Source organism: Sphingomonas sp. NPDC079357, from assembly GCF_044901155.1.
In the GTDB taxonomy this organism is placed as follows: Bacteria; Pseudomonadota; Alphaproteobacteria; order Sphingomonadales; family Sphingomonadaceae; genus Sphingomonas.
Genome location: NZ_JBJDOM010000002.1, coordinates 198,990 through 217,854, shown reverse-complemented (window position 1 = coordinate 217,854; position 18,865 = coordinate 198,990). Strand labels below are relative to the sequence as shown.

At 68.7% G+C, this 18,865-nt stretch carries 17 protein-coding genes; 1 reads left to right on the top strand and 16 read right to left on the bottom strand.

What is annotated here, in order from left to right; genetic code table 11:
- Positions 1-15: 15 nt before the first annotated feature.
- The 6 genes from ACI2JO_RS09960 to ACI2JO_RS09935 are packed head-to-tail and all read right to left on the bottom strand — an operon-like array spanning position 16 to position 6,399.
- Entirely contained in the window at positions 16-855 is an 840-nt protein-coding gene (locus ACI2JO_RS09960) for an HpcH/HpaI aldolase/citrate lyase family protein (protein ID WP_404720549.1), read from the bottom strand.
- Positions 852-1,304 carry a MaoC family dehydratase gene (locus ACI2JO_RS09955; RefSeq protein ID WP_404720548.1) on the bottom strand — a complete coding sequence of 151 codons (453 nt, stop codon included), beginning with the start codon at positions 1,302-1,304 and terminating at the stop codon, positions 852-854. Before ACI2JO_RS09955 ends, ACI2JO_RS09960 begins: the two co-directional genes overlap by 4 nt.
- A complete protein-coding gene (locus tag ACI2JO_RS09950; protein ID WP_404720547.1) occupies positions 1,304-3,157 on the bottom strand; it encodes an acetyl/propionyl/methylcrotonyl-CoA carboxylase subunit alpha in 1,854 nt (617 codons plus the stop codon). Before ACI2JO_RS09950 ends, ACI2JO_RS09955 begins: the two co-directional genes overlap by 1 nt.
- Entirely contained in the window at positions 3,154-3,627 is a 474-nt protein-coding gene (locus ACI2JO_RS09945) for a hypothetical protein (RefSeq protein ID WP_404720546.1), read from the bottom strand. Before ACI2JO_RS09945 ends, ACI2JO_RS09950 begins: the two co-directional genes overlap by 4 nt.
- Positions 3,628-3,640: 13 nt before the next feature.
- A complete protein-coding gene (locus ACI2JO_RS09940; protein ID WP_404720545.1) occupies positions 3,641-5,236 on the bottom strand; it encodes a carboxyl transferase domain-containing protein in 1,596 nt (531 codons plus the stop codon).
- A complete protein-coding gene (locus ACI2JO_RS09935) occupies positions 5,233-6,399 on the bottom strand; it encodes an isovaleryl-CoA dehydrogenase (protein WP_404720544.1) in 1,167 nt (388 codons plus the stop codon). Before ACI2JO_RS09935 ends, ACI2JO_RS09940 begins: the two co-directional genes overlap by 4 nt.
- Positions 6,400-6,627: 228 nt before the next feature.
- Between ACI2JO_RS09935 and ACI2JO_RS09930 the strand changes: the two genes are divergently transcribed.
- Positions 6,628-7,470: a LysR family transcriptional regulator gene (locus ACI2JO_RS09930; RefSeq protein WP_404720543.1), complete on the top strand. Its 843-nt coding sequence runs from the start codon at positions 6,628-6,630 to the stop codon at positions 7,468-7,470.
- 182 nt (positions 7,471-7,652) lie between these two features.
- On the opposite strand, the gene ACI2JO_RS09925 is transcribed toward ACI2JO_RS09930, so the two are convergent.
- The 10 genes from ACI2JO_RS09925 to ACI2JO_RS09880 all read right to left on the bottom strand — a co-directional run.
- Positions 7,653-7,904: a UvrB/UvrC motif-containing protein gene (locus ACI2JO_RS09925; protein WP_404720542.1), complete on the bottom strand. Its 252-nt coding sequence runs from the start codon at positions 7,902-7,904 to the stop codon at positions 7,653-7,655.
- A gap of 62 nt (positions 7,905-7,966) precedes the next feature.
- The gene (locus ACI2JO_RS09920; RefSeq protein WP_404720541.1) at positions 7,967-9,202 is read right to left on the bottom strand and encodes a glycosyltransferase family 4 protein; all 1,236 of its coding nucleotides are present in this window, start codon (positions 9,200-9,202) and stop codon (positions 7,967-7,969) included.
- A 20-nt stretch (positions 9,203-9,222) separates the two neighbouring features.
- Positions 9,223-9,915, bottom strand: a complete 693-nt coding sequence (locus tag ACI2JO_RS09915; protein ID WP_404720540.1) for a response regulator transcription factor — start codon at positions 9,913-9,915, stop codon at positions 9,223-9,225.
- A complete protein-coding gene (locus ACI2JO_RS09910; protein ID WP_404720539.1) occupies positions 9,915-12,584 on the bottom strand; it encodes a DUF4118 domain-containing protein in 2,670 nt (889 codons plus the stop codon). Before ACI2JO_RS09910 ends, ACI2JO_RS09915 begins: the two co-directional genes overlap by 1 nt.
- Positions 12,584-13,156 (bottom strand): potassium-transporting ATPase subunit KdpC, encoded by a 573-nt coding sequence (gene kdpC, locus ACI2JO_RS09905; protein WP_404720538.1) that lies wholly within the window; start codon positions 13,154-13,156, stop codon positions 12,584-12,586. Before kdpC ends, ACI2JO_RS09910 begins: the two co-directional genes overlap by 1 nt.
- Before the next feature lie 123 nt (positions 13,157-13,279).
- The gene (kdpB, locus tag ACI2JO_RS09900; protein WP_404720537.1) at positions 13,280-15,313 is read right to left on the bottom strand and encodes a potassium-transporting ATPase subunit KdpB; all 2,034 of its coding nucleotides are present in this window, start codon (positions 15,311-15,313) and stop codon (positions 13,280-13,282) included.
- Positions 15,314-15,324: 11 nt separating this feature from the next.
- The gene (kdpA, locus tag ACI2JO_RS09895) at positions 15,325-17,028 is read right to left on the bottom strand and encodes a potassium-transporting ATPase subunit KdpA (protein WP_404720536.1); all 1,704 of its coding nucleotides are present in this window, start codon (positions 17,026-17,028) and stop codon (positions 15,325-15,327) included.
- Between the two features lie 14 nt (positions 17,029-17,042).
- Positions 17,043-17,132: a K(+)-transporting ATPase subunit F gene (gene kdpF / locus ACI2JO_RS09890; protein WP_037488267.1), complete on the bottom strand. Its 90-nt coding sequence runs from the start codon at positions 17,130-17,132 to the stop codon at positions 17,043-17,045.
- Between the two features lie 111 nt (positions 17,133-17,243).
- Positions 17,244-18,083 (bottom strand): TorF family putative porin, encoded by an 840-nt coding sequence (locus tag ACI2JO_RS09885; RefSeq protein ID WP_404720535.1) that lies wholly within the window; start codon positions 18,081-18,083, stop codon positions 17,244-17,246.
- 217 nt (positions 18,084-18,300) lie between these two features.
- Positions 18,301-18,865 (bottom strand): hypothetical protein (locus ACI2JO_RS09880; RefSeq protein ID WP_404720534.1); only part of this gene is annotated, 565 nt, incomplete at its 5' end.

The following is an 18,865-nucleotide window of genomic DNA, read 5'->3' as shown; positions in this document are numbered from 1 at the left end:
ATGATGTAAGAAGGCTCAAACCCGCGCCAGCAACCGCCGCGCCTGCACCAGATGCGGCGCGTCGATCATCCTGCCGTCGAGCTGCAACACCCCCGCCCCCGGCGCTGCCTCGAACGCCGCCACCACCGCCCGCGCATGCGCGACCTGCTCATCGTTGGGGCTAAAGGCAGCATTGATCGTCGCGACCTGAACCGGATGGATCGCCATCATCCCCGTGAAGCCGTCACGCGCCGCCCGCGCCGCATAGGCCGCCAGCCCCGCGTCATCCCGAAACGCCGGATAGACCGTCTCGATCGCCGCCAGCCCCCCGGCATGTGCAGCAAACAACGCCAAAGACCGCGCCAGCTCATAAGGCGCGGTGAATCGCCCGTCTTCCTCGCGGCTGGTCGCCGCCCCGATCGCAGCCGGCAAATCCTCCGCCCCCCACGTCAGTCCGGCAAGCGCCACGCCGCATCCCGCATAGCTGCCAAGCTGGAAGATCGCTGCCGGCGTCTCAGTCGCGATCGGCAGGATCGGCGCGACGATCCCCGCCGCCGCCAATCGCGCCGCGAGATCGCGAACACTCGCCGCCCCCTCCGCCTTCGGCAACACCACGGCGTCCGGCGACAGTCCGCCCAGCACCGCGAGATCCTCGTCGAGCAACGCGGTCCCGAGCGGATTGACCCGCACGAAGACCGCCACGCCTCCGCGCCCGGCCCGCAACCGCGCCGCCACGGCCGCCCGCGCCGCTGCCTTCGCCGCAGGGGTGACCGCATCTTCCAGGTCGAGGATCAGCGCATCCGCCCCGCTCGCAGCGGCCTTATCGAAGCGCTCGGGCCGGTCGCCGGGCACGAACAGCAGCGAGCGCAGCCTCATGCCGCGCGCCGCTTGAGCAACGCGGTGCGCAGACATTGGCAAGCCACCTCGTCACGCTGGTTGAGCAGCCGGTGCGCGAAGGTGACGATCCCCGCCTCCGGCCGCGAGCGACTGTCCTTAAGCGCATGCACCTCGGTCTCGGCGCGCAACGTGTCGCCGATAAACACCGGCTTCGGCATCACCAGTTTGTCATACCCCAGATTGGCGACCAGCGTCCCCAGCGTCGTATCGCCCACCGAAAGGCCGACCATCAGCGCGAAGGTGAAGGTGCCGTTGACGAGGATCTGCCCGAACTCGCTCGCCTTCGCCGCCTCGGCATCGAGGTGCAGCGGCTGCGGATTGTGCGTCATCGTCGAGAACAGCAGATTGTCGGTTTCAGTGACGGTGCGGCGGATCTCGTGGACGATCCGGTCGCCGACCTGCCATTCGTCATAGTGCCGCCCCGCCATCACTCGTCTCCCGCGCTGATCCGCGCGAGCAACATGCCCTCGCTCACCTGCGCGCCCTCACTGACCTTCAACTCCGCGACCACGCCGTCGAACGGCGCGAGCAACGCCTGCTCCATCTTCATCGCCTCCAGCACAAGCAACCGCTCGCCGCGCGCGACGCGCTGCCCTTGCGCCACCGGCACCGCGATCACGCGCCCCGGCATCGGCGCGAGCAGCGCGCCGTCGCCCTCGCTCGCCCCGCCGAGATGATCCGCCCGCCGCGCGCCGAACGGCCACGCCTCGCCGCCCGTGAACAGCACGCCGTCCGCGACCTCGGCGCCCGGCAACGCCGCAGGCTCCGCGACATACGGCGTACCCGCCACCTCGACCGCCACCTGTACCGAAGGCGCGGCGTTGGCGCGGAATCCGCGCAACGCCGTCCATGGCGTCGCACCCGCCGCCGGCAACAGCGCCGCCGCCGCTGCCGCCACAACACGCGAAGACGGCTCAGCCGGCGGAATCAGCGCCTCGGCGTGGCGCGCGATAAATCCGGTATTGACGTGCCCTGCCACGAAGTCCGGATGCGCTGCCGCGCGCGCCAGAAACGCGGCGTTGGTTCGCACTGGCCATACCTGCGTCCCCGCCGCCGCCGTCGCGAGCCGCTGCGCCGCCTGTGCGCGCGTCGCGCCATGGACGATCAGCTTGGCGATCATCGGGTCATAAAAGGGCGTCACCGCCCCGCCCTCCTCAACCCCGCTGTCGATGCGCACGCCCGCCGGAAAGCGCAGCCGCTCCAGCGGCCCGGTCGACGGCAGGAACCCGGTCGACGGATTCTCGGCATACAGCCGCGCTTCCATCGCCCAGCCGGTGATCGCGAGTTCGTCCTGCACCTTGGGCAACGGCTCGCCGCTCGCGACGCGCAATTGCCATTCGACCAGATCCTGCCCGGTGATCGCCTCGGTGACGGGATGCTCGACCTGCAACCGCGTGTTCATTTCCATGAACCAGATGCGGTCGGCGCGCAGCCCCTCGGAGGCGTCGGCGATGAACTCGATCGTCCCCGCCCCGACGTAATCGACCGCCTTCGCCGCACGCACCGCCGCGTCACACACCGCCGCGCGCGTCGCTACGTCCATCCCCGGCGCGGGCGCTTCCTCGATCACCTTCTGGTGCCGGCGCTGGAGCGAGCAATCGCGCTCGAACAGATGCACCACCTGCCCGTGCGTATCGCCGAACACCTGCACCTCGATGTGGCGCGGTGACAGGATGTATTTCTCGATCAGCACGCGATCGTCGCCGAACGACGCCGCCGCCTCGCGCTGACAGCTCGCCAGCGCCTCCGCGAAGTCGCCGGGCGCGTCGACCTGCCGCATTCCCTTGCCGCCGCCGCCCGCGACCGCTTTGATGAGCACCGGATAGCCGATCGTGTCCGCCTCTGCCTTCAGCCGGTCGGGCGACTGGTCCGCGCCCAGATAGCCCGGCGTCACCGGCACCCCCGCCGCGATCATCCGCGCCTTGGCGGCATCCTTCAGCCCCATCGCGCGGATTGCCGCGGGCGACGCGCCGACCCACACCAGCCCGGCCGCGACCACCGCCTCGGCGAAGTCGGCATTTTCGGACAGGAAGCCATAGCCCGGATGGATCGCCTCCGCGCCCGTAGCACGCGCCGCATCGAGCAGGCGATCCTGCCGCAGATAGCTGTCCGCTGCCGAAGCCGTCCCGATGCACACCGCTTCATCGGCCTCGCGCACGAACGGCATGTCCGCATCGACGTCGGAATGGACCGCGATCGTGCGGATACCCAGCGCGCGCGCGGTGCGGATAATCCGGCGCGCGATCTCGCCACGATTGGCGATCAGCAGCGAGGCGATCATGGCGTGCAGCCCTCGCTGCGCGCGGAATAGGTGACGTTGAGGATCTTCCACCCCGTCGCCCCGCGCACCACGTCAAAGAGGTTATAGCCGCACTGGCTCGGCTTGCCCGCGATCAGCGTGGTATATGGCGCCCACACCATCGCGAGATTGCCGTCGATCTCGATCGCCGGCGTTCCCTGCTTCTCCACCGCCGGACCGGGCTCGGGGCTCAGCTTCGCGGCCCAATCGCCCCAGCGCACCGTCTGCCGCTGCGGCATGCCGTCCGGCCCGGTGCGCGTCGCGGTGATCGTGCCCTCGGGCAAGGTCGCGGCAAGCGCGGCGGCACCATCGCTTGTCTCGATCGCGCGTAGCAGCGCCTCGACCGGTGCCATCACCTGCGCCTCCTCGGTGCCCGGCGGCGGCAGGGCGGTGCCCTTGACGATCGGGGCGACCGGCGTGGTCTGCAAGAGCAGCATCAGCAGGATCATCATCGTCTCTCCTCGATCACATCCGGAACACGCCGAACTGCGCGCGCTCTGGCACCGGCGCGTTCAGAGTCGCAGCAAAGGCCAGCCCCAGCACGTCGCGCGTCTGGGCCGGGTCGATGATACCGTCGTCCCACAGCCGCGCGGTCGCGTAATAGGGATTGCCCTCGTCCTCATATTTCTGGCGGATCGGCGCCTTGAAGCGCTCGGCTTCCTCGGGCGTCCACGTCTCGGCATCGCGGTGCACCGTCGCCAGCACGCTCGCCGCCTGCTCGCCTCCCATCACCGAGATGCGCGCGTTCGGCCAGCTGAACAGGAACCGCGGCGAGTAAGCCCGCCCGCACATCCCGTAATTGCCCGCGCCGAAACTGCCGCCGATCAGCAATGTGATCTTCGGCACCGAGGCGGTCGCGACAGCGGTGACCAGCTTCGCGCCGTTCTTCGCGATCCCCTCCGCCTCATATTTCCCACCGACCATGAAGCCGGAGATGTTCTGGAGGAACAGCAGGGGGATGCGCCGCTGGCAGGCCAGCTCGATGAAATGCGCGCCCTTCAGCGCCGACTCGCTGAACAACACACCGTTGTTGGCGAGAATCGCGACCGGCATTCCCCAGATATGCGCAAAGCCGCACACGAGAGTGGTGCCATACAGTGCCTTGAACTCGTGGAACTCGGAGCCGTCGACGATCCGCCCGATCACCTCGCGCACGTCATAGGGCGCGCGCACATCCTGCGGCACGATCCCGTACAGCTCCTCCGCGTCGAGCATTGGCGCGCGCGGCGCGGCAAGCGCCACATCCGGCGTGCGCGGCTTGCCCAAGGTCGCGACGATGTCGCGCACGATCAACAGCGCGTGCTCGTCATTTTCCGCGACATGGTCGACCACCCCCGAGCGCCGCCCATGCGTTTCCGCCCCGCCCAGCTCCTCGGCCGAAATCACCTCGCCGGTCGCCGCCTTCACCAGCGGCGGCCCGGCGAGAAAGATCGTTCCCTGATTGCGGACGATCACGCTCTCGTCGGACATGGCGGGCACATAGGCGCCGCCCGCGGTGCAGCTCCCCATCACGCACGCGATCTGCGCGATCCCCTCCGCCGACATCTGCGCCTGGTTGAAGAAGATCCGCCCGAAATGCTCGCGATCCGGGAACACCTCGGCCTGGTGCGGCAGGTTCGCCCCGCCGCTGTCGACCAGATACAGGCACGGCAAGCGGTTCTCGCGCGCGATCTCCTGCGCGCGCAGATGCTTCTTCACCGTCATCGGGAAGTACGCGCCGCCTTTCACGGTCGGGTCGTTGGCGACGATCATGCACTCGCGCCCCGACACCCGCCCGATGCCCGCAATCATCCCGGCGCCCGGCGCGCCGTCATCATACATGCCGTTCGCCGCCAGTGCGCCGATTTCCAGAAACGGCGCACCCGGATCGAGCAGCCGGTCGACCCGCTCGCGCGGCAGCAGCTTGCCGCGCGCGACATGCCGCGCGCGATGCTGCTCCGACCCGCCCAGCGCACTCTGCGCCACCTTCTCGCGCAACGCCGCCGCCAGCGCGCGGTTGTGCGCGTCATTGGCCGCGAACGTCTCCGACTCCGCGTCGACCAGCGAGCGGATCGCCGTCATTGTGCCCTCGGCGCGTCGTGCCCGATCAACTCGCGCCCGATCAGCATCCGCCGCACCTCGTTGGTCCCCGCACCGATGTCGAGCAACTTGGCGTCACGCCAATACCGCTCGACCGGCCAGTCCTTGGTATAGCCCGCGCCGCCCAGCGCCTGAATCGCCTCGCCCGCGACCTTCACCGCGCTTTCCGACGCGAGCAGGATGCACCCGGCCGCGTCGAAGCGCGTCGTCCGCCCCGCGTCGCACGCCTTCGCCACCGCATAGACATAGGCCCGCGCGGAATTGAGCGCGACATACATGTCCGCGACCTTCGCCTGCATCAGCTGGAACTCGCCGATCGGGCGCCCGAACTGCTTGCGCTCGCGGACATAGGGCAGCACCGTGTCGATACACGCCTGCATGATGCCCAGCTGGATGCCCGACAGCACGACTCGCTCGTAATCGAGCCCCGACATCAGCACCTTCACCCCGCCGTTCAGCGGCCCCATCACCTGTTCGTCGGCAACAAAGCAATCGTCGAACACCAGTTCGGCGGTCGGCGAGCCGCGCATCCCGAGCTTGTCGATCTTCTGCCCGATCGAAAAACCGTCGAAGCCCTTCTCGATCAGGAAGGCGGTAATCCCCTTCGAGCCCGCCTCGACATCGGTCTTGGCATAGACGACCAACGTATCGGCATAGGCCGCGTTGGTGATCCAGAACTTGGTGCCGTTCAGCCGCCACCCGCCCTCGACCTTCGTCGCGCGCAGCTTCATCGACACGACGTCCGACCCCGCGCCTGCTTCCGACATCGCGAGGCTGCCGACATGCTCGCCCGAGATCAGCTTCGGCAGATACTTGGCCTTCTGCTCGGCCGAGCCCCAGCGCCGGATCTGGTTGACGCAAAGGTTGGAATGCGCCCCATAGCTGAGCCCGATCGCCGCCGAGGCGCGACTGACCTCCTCGCACGCGATCACATGCTCCAGATAGCCGAGCCCCAGCCCGCCATCAGCCTCCTCGACGGTGATGCCGTGCAGCCCGAGCGCGCCCATCTCCGGCCACAGCTCGCGCGCGAAGCGATCCTCGGCATCGACCTGCGCCGCAATCGGCGCGATCCGGTCGGCCGCAAAGCGCTGCACCGTCTCGCGGATCGTGTCCGCCATCTCGCCCAAGCCGAAATCGAGGTCCATCGCTCTCTCCTATCCGCCGTCGCTTTGTCACGGAACATCTTCTCGCGCGGGTCCGACCATCGCCACCGTTCGCCCTGAGCTTGTCGAAGGGCGTGCCCCGGGAACACGCGCTTCGACAGGCTCAGCACGAACGGGGAGAGGAACGCCGTTCCGCTTCGGCTATGCTTTACAGCGCCAGCCAGCCCCCACAAAATTGAAACGCACTGAAGCTGGGTATAGATGCGGTCTATGATCGACCGCTATCACCTGCGCTATTTCCTCGCGGTGGTCGACACCGGCAATTTCTCGCGCGCCGCCGCCGCGTGCAACGTCGCGCAGCCCACCTTGTCGGTCGGCATCGCCCGGCTGGAGGCATCGCTCGGCCGCACGCTGTTCAACCGCACCAACCGCCGCGTCGCGCTCACCGAGGCCGGCGCGAGCCTGCTCGCCCACGCCCGCGCGATCGAAAGCGGATTCGCCGCCGCCGAACGCGCGGTGACCGGTGCCGCCGCCGCGCCGCTGCTGCGGCTCGGCGTTCTCACCACCATCCCACGCGCCTGGATCGAGCGCTGGCTGGCGGCGCGCAGCGGCGACCGTGTGGAACTGGTCGAGGGCAACGAGCGCGATTTGCGCGCACGGCTCGCGCGCGGGCGCATCGACACCGCGTTGACGATCCTGCGCGACGGCGACGACCGCAGCGCGCGGCAGCATCTGCTTACCGAGGGCTATGCGCTGGCGATCGGCGCGACCCACCCGCTCGCCGCGCGCGCATCGCTGCGCGCCGAGGAAATCGCGCACGAACCGATGATCGTCCGCCGCCATTGCGAGATGCTGTCCGAGACCAGCCGCTTCTTCACCACGCGCGGCGTCCGCCCGTTCTTCCCCGCGCGCACGACCAGCGACGACCGCGCGCTGTCGCACGTCCGCGCGCGGCTGGGAATTACCGTCATGCCAGGGAGCTTCCACGCCGACGGCGTCGTGCGCGTGCCATTGGAGGATTTCGACGCAAGCCGCGACGTCGGGCTGGTGTTCGCGGCCCACGCTCCAACCGACGCCGCGCTCATCGCCGGCTTGCGCGAGGCGCTGACCTGAGGAAGCCGGCATCCCGGACCTGATCCGGGATCCGCTTGTTCTTTATGACCTTTCGCATCGGGCGCCATTCGACCAATCCGTCATTGTGCGCGTAGCGACGCAACCCAAGGCGTCCTGATCCGGCGCTGGATTGCTTCGCTACGCGCACAGTGACCATGACCTGGACGTCATACCGGCAAGATTTACCGCTTCCCTCGCGTCATCAGATCCGGCTTCCGCGGTGGCTTCCACCCCTCCGGCGGCACCACCTGCTGGCGACTGGTCCCCAGCCCCATCGCGCCCGGCTGCTGGCGCGTGAAGCCGTCCGCCACCGCCGCTTCCTCGATCGTCGCACCGTTCCGCAACAAACCGATCGTATCGCGAAGCCGCCGCGCCTCCTCGAAGTCGAGCGCCGCCGCCGCCGCCTCCATCTGCTCCTGCAAATCGCGGATCATCGCCGCTGCTGGATTGCCACGTTCCATCCCGCAACAACTGGCAGCGAAACGCCGCGTTCCGGTCAGCCGGTCAACCGCTGCAACACCCCGCGCAGCTTCGCGCCATAGCCGTTGGCCTCCTCGAAGAACGCCGCGCGCAGGTCCTCGGCCGCCGCGACCTTGCGCGCATACAGCCCCCCGTCACTCGCCAGCGCACGCAGCGCCGCGGCGTAGCCGGCGACATCGTCCGGTGCGACCTCGACCGCTGCCTCCGCCACCAGTTCGAGCGCCGGGCACACCCGAGACGTCACCACCGGTCGTCGCGCGATCACGCCCTCGGCGACGATCATCGCGAATCCTTCCTCGAAGTCGCTCCGCGTCGGCACGACCACCGCGTCGCTCTCCGACAAGCGCTGCGTCAACGCCGCCCGGTCGCAGAAGCCATGGAGCAGGAACGATGCCTCCATCCCGCTGCGCACCACCTCGTCGCGCAACGCCATGCTTGCCGTGCCCTCGCCACAAATGTGGAAGACGATCCGCCGCCCGCCCTCGGCATGAAGCCGGCGACACGCCTCCAGCATGTCGAACACGCCCTTGTTACGCTCGACCCGCCCGGCGAACAGCACATGGAAGTCGTCTCGCGGCGAGGCGGCAGGCGGCGCGATCGTCGCGAACTGCGCCGGTGCATAGGTCGGCAGGAACAGCGTCGCGTCGATCCGCCCGCCCGACAGTGCCTTCACCTGCTCGACGATCAACGGCGACGCGGCCAGCGTCGGGTCGCCGAAACGATAGTGGAGCCACGCCAGCAACCGCCCCAGCACCCGCCGGGTCAGCGGTTCGCGCGCGGCGGGACGCAGGATCGCGCAATGCAGCGCATTGACGAAGCGCACCCCACGCCAGCGCCACGGCACCAGCGCCCACCAATGGAACATCGCGTCGGTCAGCACGATCACCCGCGCCCCGCCCGCCACGGTTTCGCGCACCCGCGCCCAAAGCCAGGCGATCTCCGCAAGGTGGTAGCGGAGACCACCCGCCACGCGTCGCGGCCGGTTCATGATATGGACGCCCGCGCGCACCTCGTCATAGCGCGTGGTGTCCGCGCTGGTGGTGACGATCAGGTCACGGCCCAGCGCGTCGGCGACGTCAAAGAATTGCAGCAGATAGCTGGTGCCGAAATAGCCGAGCGGTTCGCCGCTCCGCCAGCTGTCGTGCACCACCCGCGCGTCGACGGGGCCGCTGATATAGCCGATTTTCGTCTCGCCGCGTCGCGACACATCAACCCCTGTGGCAAGGACGCCGACCGCGTCGCCGCCGTCCATCGTCGCTCTGCGCGCGCACGTCAAATCGCGCCATCGCTCCGCAGGCGATAGCCGACCCCCAGTTCGTTCGCGATCACGCTGCCGACCGGCGCGGGCGCCTCCAGCTTCTGCCGCAGATTGCGGATCACGATGCGCAGATATTCGATCCGCGCATCCTCGTCGCCGCCCCAGCAGGCGTCGAGCAGCTTGTCGTGCGTGACGATCCGACCGATATGCCGCACCAGCATCGCCAGGACGTCATGCTCCTTGCGCGTCAGATGCACCTCCGCGCCGCCGCGTCGCACGATCCTGCGGTCGAGATCGATGTCGAGATCGCCGCGCGTCACGCTCCTTTGCGCCTCGATCGGCGGCCCGCGATGCCGCAGCGCCACGCGCAGCCGCGCCAGCAATTCCTCGGTGTCGAACGGCTTGCCGACGAAATCGTCCGCGCCGAGATCGAGTGCGGCGACCTTCTCGTCGACCGCGTCACGCGCCGAGACGACAAGGATCACCACCTCCCCGCCGGCATGGAGCAGCGGGATCAGGCTCAGCCCGTCACGATCGGGCAGGCCGAGGTCGAGCAGGATCGCCGCCGGATGCTCCGCTGCCGCCTGCTGCAACGCGTCCTTGGCATTGCCGGCCTCGACAACTTCATAGCCCGCGCGCGTCAGCGTGTTGCGCAGCAGCCGCCGGATCGCCGGCTCGTCATCGACGATCAGGATCTTGGCAGGCATCAGGAAAGCCCTTCGATCGCGGTATCGCGGACGATCAGCGCCGCCGGAAAGACGAGAGCGAACGACGCGCCGACCCTGTCGCTCCGGTTGCTCGCCTCGACCATCATCCCCATCGCCTCCGCAAATGCCTTGACGATCGCCAGCCCCAGCCCGGTACCGCCGATCGCGCGGTCCGAGCCCTCCAGCCGCGTAAAGGTCTCGAACACCTCCGCCTCGTGCCCCGGCGGCAGCCCCGGCCCATGATCGAGCACCGAGAGCCGCAACTCGCCGAACCGGTGCCGCCCCTCGATCACGATCTCGCTGCCCGGATCGCCGTAGCGCCCCGCATTGTCGAGCAGATTGAGCAGGCAATGATGCAGCAATTGCGGATCGGCGCGCACCAGCGGCAGGTCGGGCGGTACGTCGAGCCGTACGCCATGCCCTTCCAGCGCGCGCCGCGCGTCATGTGCCGCGCCAGTCACCGCGTCGCTCAGGTCGATCGCCTCGACGTTCAGCCGGATCGCCCCCGCCTCGACCCGCGCCATGTCGAGCAGATTGGCGACGAAGCGGTTGAGCCGCGCCGACTCTCCCTTGATGGTGCCGATCAATTCCGGCGTCGCACCGTGATCGAGCTGGTCGGCGGCGGCGATCACCGCGGTCAGCGGCGTGCGCAGATCGTGGCTCACCGACGACAGCAACGCCGCGCGCAGCCGGTCGCGCGTCCGCACCACGTCCAGATCGCGCATCTCCGCCTGCAACCGCAGCCGCTCCAGCACCAGCGCCGACTGGTCGAGCAGGCTGCTCAGCAGCGGCAATTGGTCGGCGCGCACCGGATTGGTGCCCCCGTCGTTCGCGACCCCCAAAACGCCCAACGTCCGCTCGCCGGCCCTGAGCGGCTGGAACAGCCACTCGGAAGCGGCGAGCGTCCCCGATCCCTTGCCCGCCGCGCTGCCGGTGTCGAACGCCCAATTGGCGGCGGCATTGTCCATCGCGTCCAGCCGATAACCGGGATCGCTCGCCGCCAGCACCTCCAGCGCGCCGCCCGCCGCCGCGCCGAGCAGCACGACATGCACGTCAAGCAACCGCCGCACGTCGTCGCAGATCATCCGCGCCGCCTGATCCGCGTCATTGACCGCCGCGATCTGCCGCAGGAACCCGGCGAGCGTGGCATTGGTGCGTGCGCTGGCGGCGGCGAGGTCGGCCTGCGCCCGCACCCGCGCGGTCAACTGGCTGGTCGCGAACGCGATACCCAGCAGCACCACGACCGAGATGACATTCTCGGGATTGTTGATGCTCAGCGTCCCCACCGGCGGCAGGAAGAAGAAATTGTACGCGAGCGTCGAGGCGATTCCCGCGAACAGCCCGGTCCGCAACCCGTAGAGGCTCGCCGCCGCCATGACGGGCAGCAGATACAGCAACGCGACATTGCCGAGGTCGATCACATGCACCAGCGCGCTCGCCGCCGCGGTCACCGCCGCCACCATCGCGCCCGTCACCGCATAGCCCGACGGAGCTCCCCATCGCGCCGGTCGCCGTGCGCCGCGCTCGCTCCGCCCCGCCGCCACCGGCAGCACGTGCACCGTCACGTCGGGCGTATCGCGCACCAGCCGGTCGACCACCGACCCGTGCCGCAGCTCGAACCACCGCGAGCGCGGCGACTTGCCGAGCACCAGTTGCGTCGCGCGCGCGTCCGCAAGGAACCCCTGTATCCCCTCCACCACGCTGGGCGCGGGCACGGTGGCGACCGCCGCTCCCAATTGCGTCGCCAGCGTCATCGCCGCCGCCACCCGCGCGTGCTGCGCATCGCTGAAGTGCGCGGCGCGCGGTGTCTCGACGAACAGCGCGGTCCACGGCCCCCGCAGCCCGTCCGCGATCCGCTTGGCGGCGCGCACCAGCACGTCGCTGCCGGGCAGTTCGCTGATCGCGACCACGATCCGGTCGCTCCCCGCCCATGTCCCGCCGAGCCCGAGCGCGCGCACGTCGTCGAGCATCCGCGCATCGACCGCCTGCGCGGCGCGCCGCAGCGCCAGCTCGCGCAGCGCCGACAGGTTCGAGCGCGAGAAGAAATGCCCCAGCGCGCGCGTCGCTTCCGCCGGCAGATAGACCTTGCCCGCCTTCAGCCGCTCGATCAGCTCGTCGGGCGGGATGTCCACCACCTCGATCTCGGCCGCCTCGAGGATGCTGTCCGGCACCGTCTCGCGCACGCGCACCCGCGTGAAGCTGGCGACGACGTCGTTGAGGCTCTCGACATGCTGGATGTTGATCGTCGAGTACACGTCGATCCCGGCGGCGAGCAGTTCCTCGACATCCTGGTAGCGTTTCGGATGCCGGCTGCCCGGCGCATTGGTGTGTGCCAGCTCGTCGACCAGCACCAGCCGCGGCGCGCGCGCGAGCACCGCGTCGAGGTCCATCTCGTGCAGCACATGCCCGTCATGATTGACCGCGCGCCGCGCGACGATCTCCTGCCCGCGCGTCAGCGCCTCGGTCTCGGCGCGGCCATGCGTCTCGACCACGCCGACCACCACATCGACCCCGTCGCGCCGCCGCGCCTTGCCCTCGGACAGCATCTCATAGGTCTTGCCGACGCCGGGCGCCGCGCCGAGAAAGATCTTCAGCCGCCCTCGCCCCTCCTGCGCGGCGGCGCGCAGCAGGGCGTCGGGGTCGGGCCGGGCGTCGCCGTTCGGCGGCATCAGCGCGCGGCGGCGTCCAGCGCGCGGTTGAGCGCCAGCACGTTGACGTGCGCCTCGCCGAGCAAAGACGGCTCGATCTGCGCCGCGACCAGCGCGCGCACCCGCGCGACCGGCAATCCGCGTACCCGCGCCACGCGCGGCGCCTGTGCCAGCGCGGCGGCGGGCGACAGATCGGGATCGAGTCCGGACCCGCTCGCGGTGACCAGATCGGCGGGCACCCCGCCCGTCACCCCCTCGCCGCGCCGCGTCGCGACGTCCTGCGTCACGCGCTCGGCCAGCGCCTTGCTGGTCGGCCCGAGGTTCGACCCCGACGACGACAGCCCGTCATAGCCCTTGCCCGCCGCCGACGGCCGCGTCTGGAAGTAGCGCCCCGCCACGAACGCCTGCCCGACCACGGTCGAGCCGATCACGCGCCCCGACGTATCGCGGACAAGGCTGCCGTTCGCCTGTGCTGGGAAGATCATCTGGCCAATGCCTGTCATCGCAACAGGATAGACCAGACCGAGCAGGATCGCGAACAGGATCGTCATGACGATCGCCGGACGCACGGCGGATTTGATGTCGGTGTTCATATCTGTTTCCCTTCGCTCCCCTCCCCTTGAGGGGAGGGGCTGGGGGTGGGGTGGAGCGGGAACGGACCCGCGCCACAACCACCCCACCCCAACCCCTCCCCCGAGGGGGAGGGGCTTCGATCGTCACGCCAGCCCGAGCCCGCCGACGACCACATCGATGATCTTGATCCCTACGAACGGCGCGAGCAGCCCGCCCAGACCATAGACCGCGAGGTTGCGCGCCAGCAGCGGCCCGGCCGCCATCGGCCGGTACGCCACGCCCTTCAGCGCCAGCGGCACCAGCAACGGGATGATGATCGCGTTGAAGATGATCGCGCTCAGGATCGCCGATTGCGGCGACGCCAGCCCCATCACGTTCAGCACCCCGAGCCCCGGATACAGCGCGACGAACATCGCCGGGATGATCGCGAAATATTTCGCGACGTCGTTGGCGACCGAAAAGGTCGTCAGCGCCCCGCGCGTCATCAGCAGTTGCTTGCCGAGCCCGACCACCTCGATCAGCTTCGTCGGATCGCTGTCGAGGTCGACCATATTGCCCGCCTCGCGCGCCGCCTGCGTGCCGGTGTTCATCGCCACGCCGACATCGGCCTGCGCCAGCGCGGGTGCGTCGTTGGTGCCGTCGCCGCACATCGCGACCAGCTTGCCGCCCTGTTGCTCCTTGCGGATCAGCGCCAATTTGTCCTCGGGCGTCGCCTGCGCGAGGAAGTCGTCGACCCCGGCCTCGGCCGCGATCGCCGCGGCGGTCAGCGGATTGTCGCCGGTGATCATCACCGTGCGGATCCCCATCGTGCGCAGCTCGCCGAAGCGTTCGCGGATACCGGCCTTGACCACGTCCTTCAGGAAGATCGCGCCCAGCAACCGCCCGTCGCGCGCCACCGCCAGCGGCGTACCGCCCGCGCGCGCGATCTCGTCGGTGATCCGGCGCAGCTCGGTCGCCGCCGCGGTTGCGCCGCTACCGTCGTTGGCGCGCAGGATCGAATCGACCGCGCCCTTCTGGATCAGCGCGCCGCCGGTCTTCACGCCCGAGATGCGCGTCTGCGCGGTGAACGGGATCACCTCGGCATCGTCGGGCAATTGCGCAGTCGTCACATGAAACGCCTCGCGCGCCAGCACCACGATCGAGCGTCCCTCGGGTGTCTCGTCGGCAAGGCTGGCGAGCAACGCCGCCTCGGCCAGCTCGGCCGTGCTCGCGCCGCCGACCGCGCGGAACTCCGACGCCTGCCGGTCGCCGATCGTGATCGTGCCCGTCTTGTCGAGCAGCAGCACGTCGATGTCACCCGCCGCCTCGACCGCGCGTCCCGACTTGGCGAGCACGTTGAACCGCACCAGCCGGTCCATTCCCGCGATCCCGATCGCCGACAGCAACGCCGCGATCGTCGTCGGGATCAGCGTGATGAGCAACGCGGCGAGGATCGCGACCGGGATGCTCCCACCGGCATAGATCGCAAAGCCCGGAATCGTCGCGACCGCGATCAGGAAGATGATCGTCAGCCCGACCAGCAACAATGTCAGCGCGATCTCGTTCGGCGTCTTCTGCCGCTCGGCGCCCTCGACCAGCGCGATCATGCGATCGAGGAAGCCCTTGCCCGGCTCTACCGTCACCTTGACGCGGATTTCGTCGGAGATGACGCGCGTTCCCGCGGTCACCGCCGAGCGGTCGCCGCCGGCTTCGCGGATCACCGGCGCGCTCTCGCCGGTAATCGCAGCCTCGTTGACAGAGGCGACGCCCGCGATCACCTCGCCGTCGGACGGGATCAGGTCGTTCGTCTCGACGAGCACCACGTCGCCGATCTTCAGCTGGCTCGCGGGCACGTTGTCATAGTCGCGCCCGTCGCGCTTCAGCCGCTTGGCGGTCAGTTCGGCCTTGGCGGCGCGCAACGACGCCGCCTGCGCCTTGCCACGCCCTTCCGCCAGCGCTTCGGCGAAGGTGCCGAACAGCACCGTCAGCCACAGCCAGATGACCAGCTGCACCTTGAAACCGATGCCGAGCCCGTCATGCCCGATCACCAGCAGCACGGTCATCAGCGCCGCGACGGCGGCGGTGACGAACATCACCGGGTTGCGGATCAGCTGCGCCGGATTGAGTTTGAGAAACGAGGCCGAAATCGCCGGAAGGACGAGGTCGGCGGTGAAGAGGCTTTTGGTCTGCTTGGCCATGTTGTGCCCGATCAGAAGAGCTGGCCGCGGATCATCGCGAGATGATCGGCGATGGGACCGAGCGCGAGGCTCGGCAGGAAGGTGAGACCGCCGAGGATCAGGATGATGCCGACCAGCAGCCCCACCCACAGCCCGCCGGTGGTCGGGAATGACCCCGCGCTTTCCGGCGTGTATTTCTTGGCGGCAAGGCTGCCCGCGATCGCCAGCATCGGCACGATGATGAAGAACCGCCCGACCCACATCGCGACGCCCAGCAGCGCGTCGTAATAAGGCGTATTGGCGGTCAGCCCGGCAAAGGCGGAGCCGTTGTTCGCCACCGCACTGGTAAAGGCGTACAGGATCTCGCTGAACCCGTGCGGCCCCTTGTTGAGCGGCCCGGCCAGCCCCTGTTGCAGCACCGACGACAAAGCGGTCAGCCCCAGGATCATCAGCGGCAGCACCGCGATCGCCAGCACCGCCAGCTTCACCTCGCGCGCCTCGATCTTCTTGCCGACATATTCGGGCGTCCGCCCGACCATCAGCCCGGCGACGAACACCGCGAGGATCGCGAACAGCAGGAAGCCGTAGATCCCCGCGCCGACGCCGCCGATCACGACCTCGCCCAATTGCATGTTGAACAGCGGCACCAGTCCCCCCAGCGCGGTAAAGCTGTCGTGCATCGCATTGACCGCGCCGCACGACGCCGCGGTGGTGACGACCGAGAACAGCGCGGAGGCGGCGATGCCGAACCGCACTTCCTTGCCCTCCATGTTGCCGCCCGCGACGCCGAGCTGATGCAGCACCGGATTGCCCGCCGCTTCCGCCGAATAGCTGACGGCGGTGCCGGCGAGGAACAGGATCATCATCGCCGCGAGGATCGCCCAGCCCTGCCGCGTGTTGCCGACCGCCTTGCCGAACGTCCACGTCAACCCGACGCCGATCACGAAGATCGACAGCATCTGGATCAGGTTGGTCAGCGCGGTCGGATTCTCGAACGGGTGCGCCGAATTGGCGTTGAAGAACCCGCCACCATTGGTGCCGAGCATCTTGATCGCTTCCTGGCTGGCGACCGGGCCGAGCAGGAGCGACTGGCGCGCGCCCTCCAGCGTCTGCACGTCGACGACCCCGGCCAGCGTCTGCGGCACGCCGCTCGCGATATAGAAGAGCGTCAGCGCCACGCAGAGCGGCAGCAGCAGGTAGAGCGTGATCCGCGTCACGTCCGCCCAGAAGTTGCCGACTGATTTGGCCTCGCGCCGCGCGAAGCCGCGGAACAGCGCGAAGGCCAGCGCGATCCCAGTCGCCGAGGACAGGAAGTTGTGGATCGTCAGCCCCAGCATCTGGCTGAGATTCGACATCGTGCTCTCGCCGCCATAGCTCTGCCAGTTGGTGTTGGTCGTGAAGCTGATCGCGGTGTTGAACGACAGATGCTCGCTCGGCGCGCCCAGCGCCTGCGGGTTGCCCGGCAGCACCGCCTGCAACCGCAGCACCGCATAGGTGAAGGCCATCAGCGCCGCGTTGAACAGCAGCATGTGCACCGCATAACGCCGCCAGCCTTGCTCTTCGGCGGGGTCGATGCCGGACAATCTGTAAAAGCCCCGCTCGACCGGGCCGAGGATCGCATGGAGCGGCGTGCGCCGCCCTTCGTAGAGCGCAAACAGCCACAGGCCGACCGGCTTGGCCAGCGCCAGCAGGATGCCGGTGAAGGCGAGGATCAGGAACCAGCCCTGAAGTGTCATGGGATCGCCTCCTTCTAGAAGCGTTCGGGGCGGATCAGCACCGCCACCAGATAGATGAGCAGCCCGGCCGCGGTCAGCGCGGCGAGCCAGAGGTCGAGGGTCATCGCGTGGCTCCTCAGGCGTTGTCGCACAGCCGGACGAAGGCGAGCGTCGCCGCCACCAGCCCGATCATGATCGCGATCCACAGCAAATCCTGCATGGCATCGTCTCCCGGTTCAGAAGGCGGCGGTCAGCGACGCGACGACGGTGCCGCCGGCAATCGATCCGGTGCCGTCCTGCCCTTCGCTGAAGCTGGGCTGGAGGTAGCGTGACCGGCGCGCGGTGATGTCGGTGTCGACGTAACTGACGTTCAGGGTCAGCTTGTCGAAGGTGACGTCCGCGCCCAGCGACCAGTCCCAGTACGCGCCGGTCGGCGCGACGGCGGTGGCATTCGGCCCCAGCCCGTCCTGCCCCCAGCTGTGCCCGATGTGCGCCTTGGCTGTAACCGGCGTCCCCGCCACCGCGACGGCACCGTCACCCCAAAGGTACAGATTGTCGTCCTTCGCGCCGGGGCTGGTGTAGGTCGCCGCGGCGGCATCGGCGCCGGTCGCGTACCATTTGCCGATCGCCTGCTGCTTGGGCGCATAGGCCGCCCCGGCGGTCAGCGTCGCCGGGCCGGTCGTGCCGCTCAGCTTGACATAGGGCTCGGCGAAGTCGGTCTTCGCCGCTCCGCCCGGATACATGTACCAGGTGAGCCCGATGTCGAGCGTTCCGGCGTCGTTGAGCTTCGTCTTGTATCCCGCGATGAGATCGAGCTCCATATTCGCGCCGCCGAACGTGCCCCAGCCGGCCAGATTGGAGCCCCAGGTGCCGACGTAGACGCCGCTTTGATGCGCGATCGTGATCCCGCCCTGCACCGCCATGTTCCGGTCGGTCTGCGAGACCCCCCGGAACCGGTAATCCGACGCGATCGCCGCCGCCCCGCTCACCACCACCTTCGGCGGTTCGTCCTGCGCCTGGGCCAGTGTCGGCAGCGCGCAAAAGACCCCTGCGATCACAATACGATACAAATACATTCGCGTCCCCAAGGCGTGGCAGCCGCTTCATGGCGGTGCCTTCAGGGAAGCGCGATTAGGCCCGCGACGCATAGCAATTCGAGAGCGATTCCGGGCAATCGCATATAGCGCGCATATAGAACGCTCTCCGTCGCCAACTCGCCGGAAAATAAAACAAAAACCCCGCCCCCGGCATCCACGCCGGGGACGGGGTCGTGCAATCAGACCCGAAGTCCGATCACCGCGTCGTGAAGCGCACCATCGGCGTGATCACGCTATTGCCCGGATACGGTAACCCACTCGCCACCACCGGACCGCACATGTTGCGCGAACCGCCAACCTGGCAAGCGTCCTGCTTCTCTTCGTCCGCCGGCTTTACCGCACCCGGCGCACTCAGCCCTGCTGCGCCGGTGCCCGTATCCGCTTGAACATCGGTCGCAAAATGCATCACGACCGTACGATTGCCCGGAAGCTGTTCCTTGCCCAGCCACCCAAAGCTCGGCGAACTTTCGAAGGAACCAATCGACTGATGCGGCAGGTTCCGCGTCTCCGTGGTGCCCGGCAACCCTTGTGTCGCCTTCTCCACCAAGACCCTCGCTTGCTGTACGATCACCGGATTGGTGACGACGTTGGTGCCGCCACCGGTCGTACCGCCACCGGTCGTTCCGCCGCCGTTCGTACCGCCACCGGTCGTACCGCCACCGGTCGTACCGCCACCGGTCGTACCGCCACCGGTCGTACCGCCACCGGTCGTACCGCCACCGGTCGTACCGCCACCGGTCGTACCGCCACCGGTCGTACCG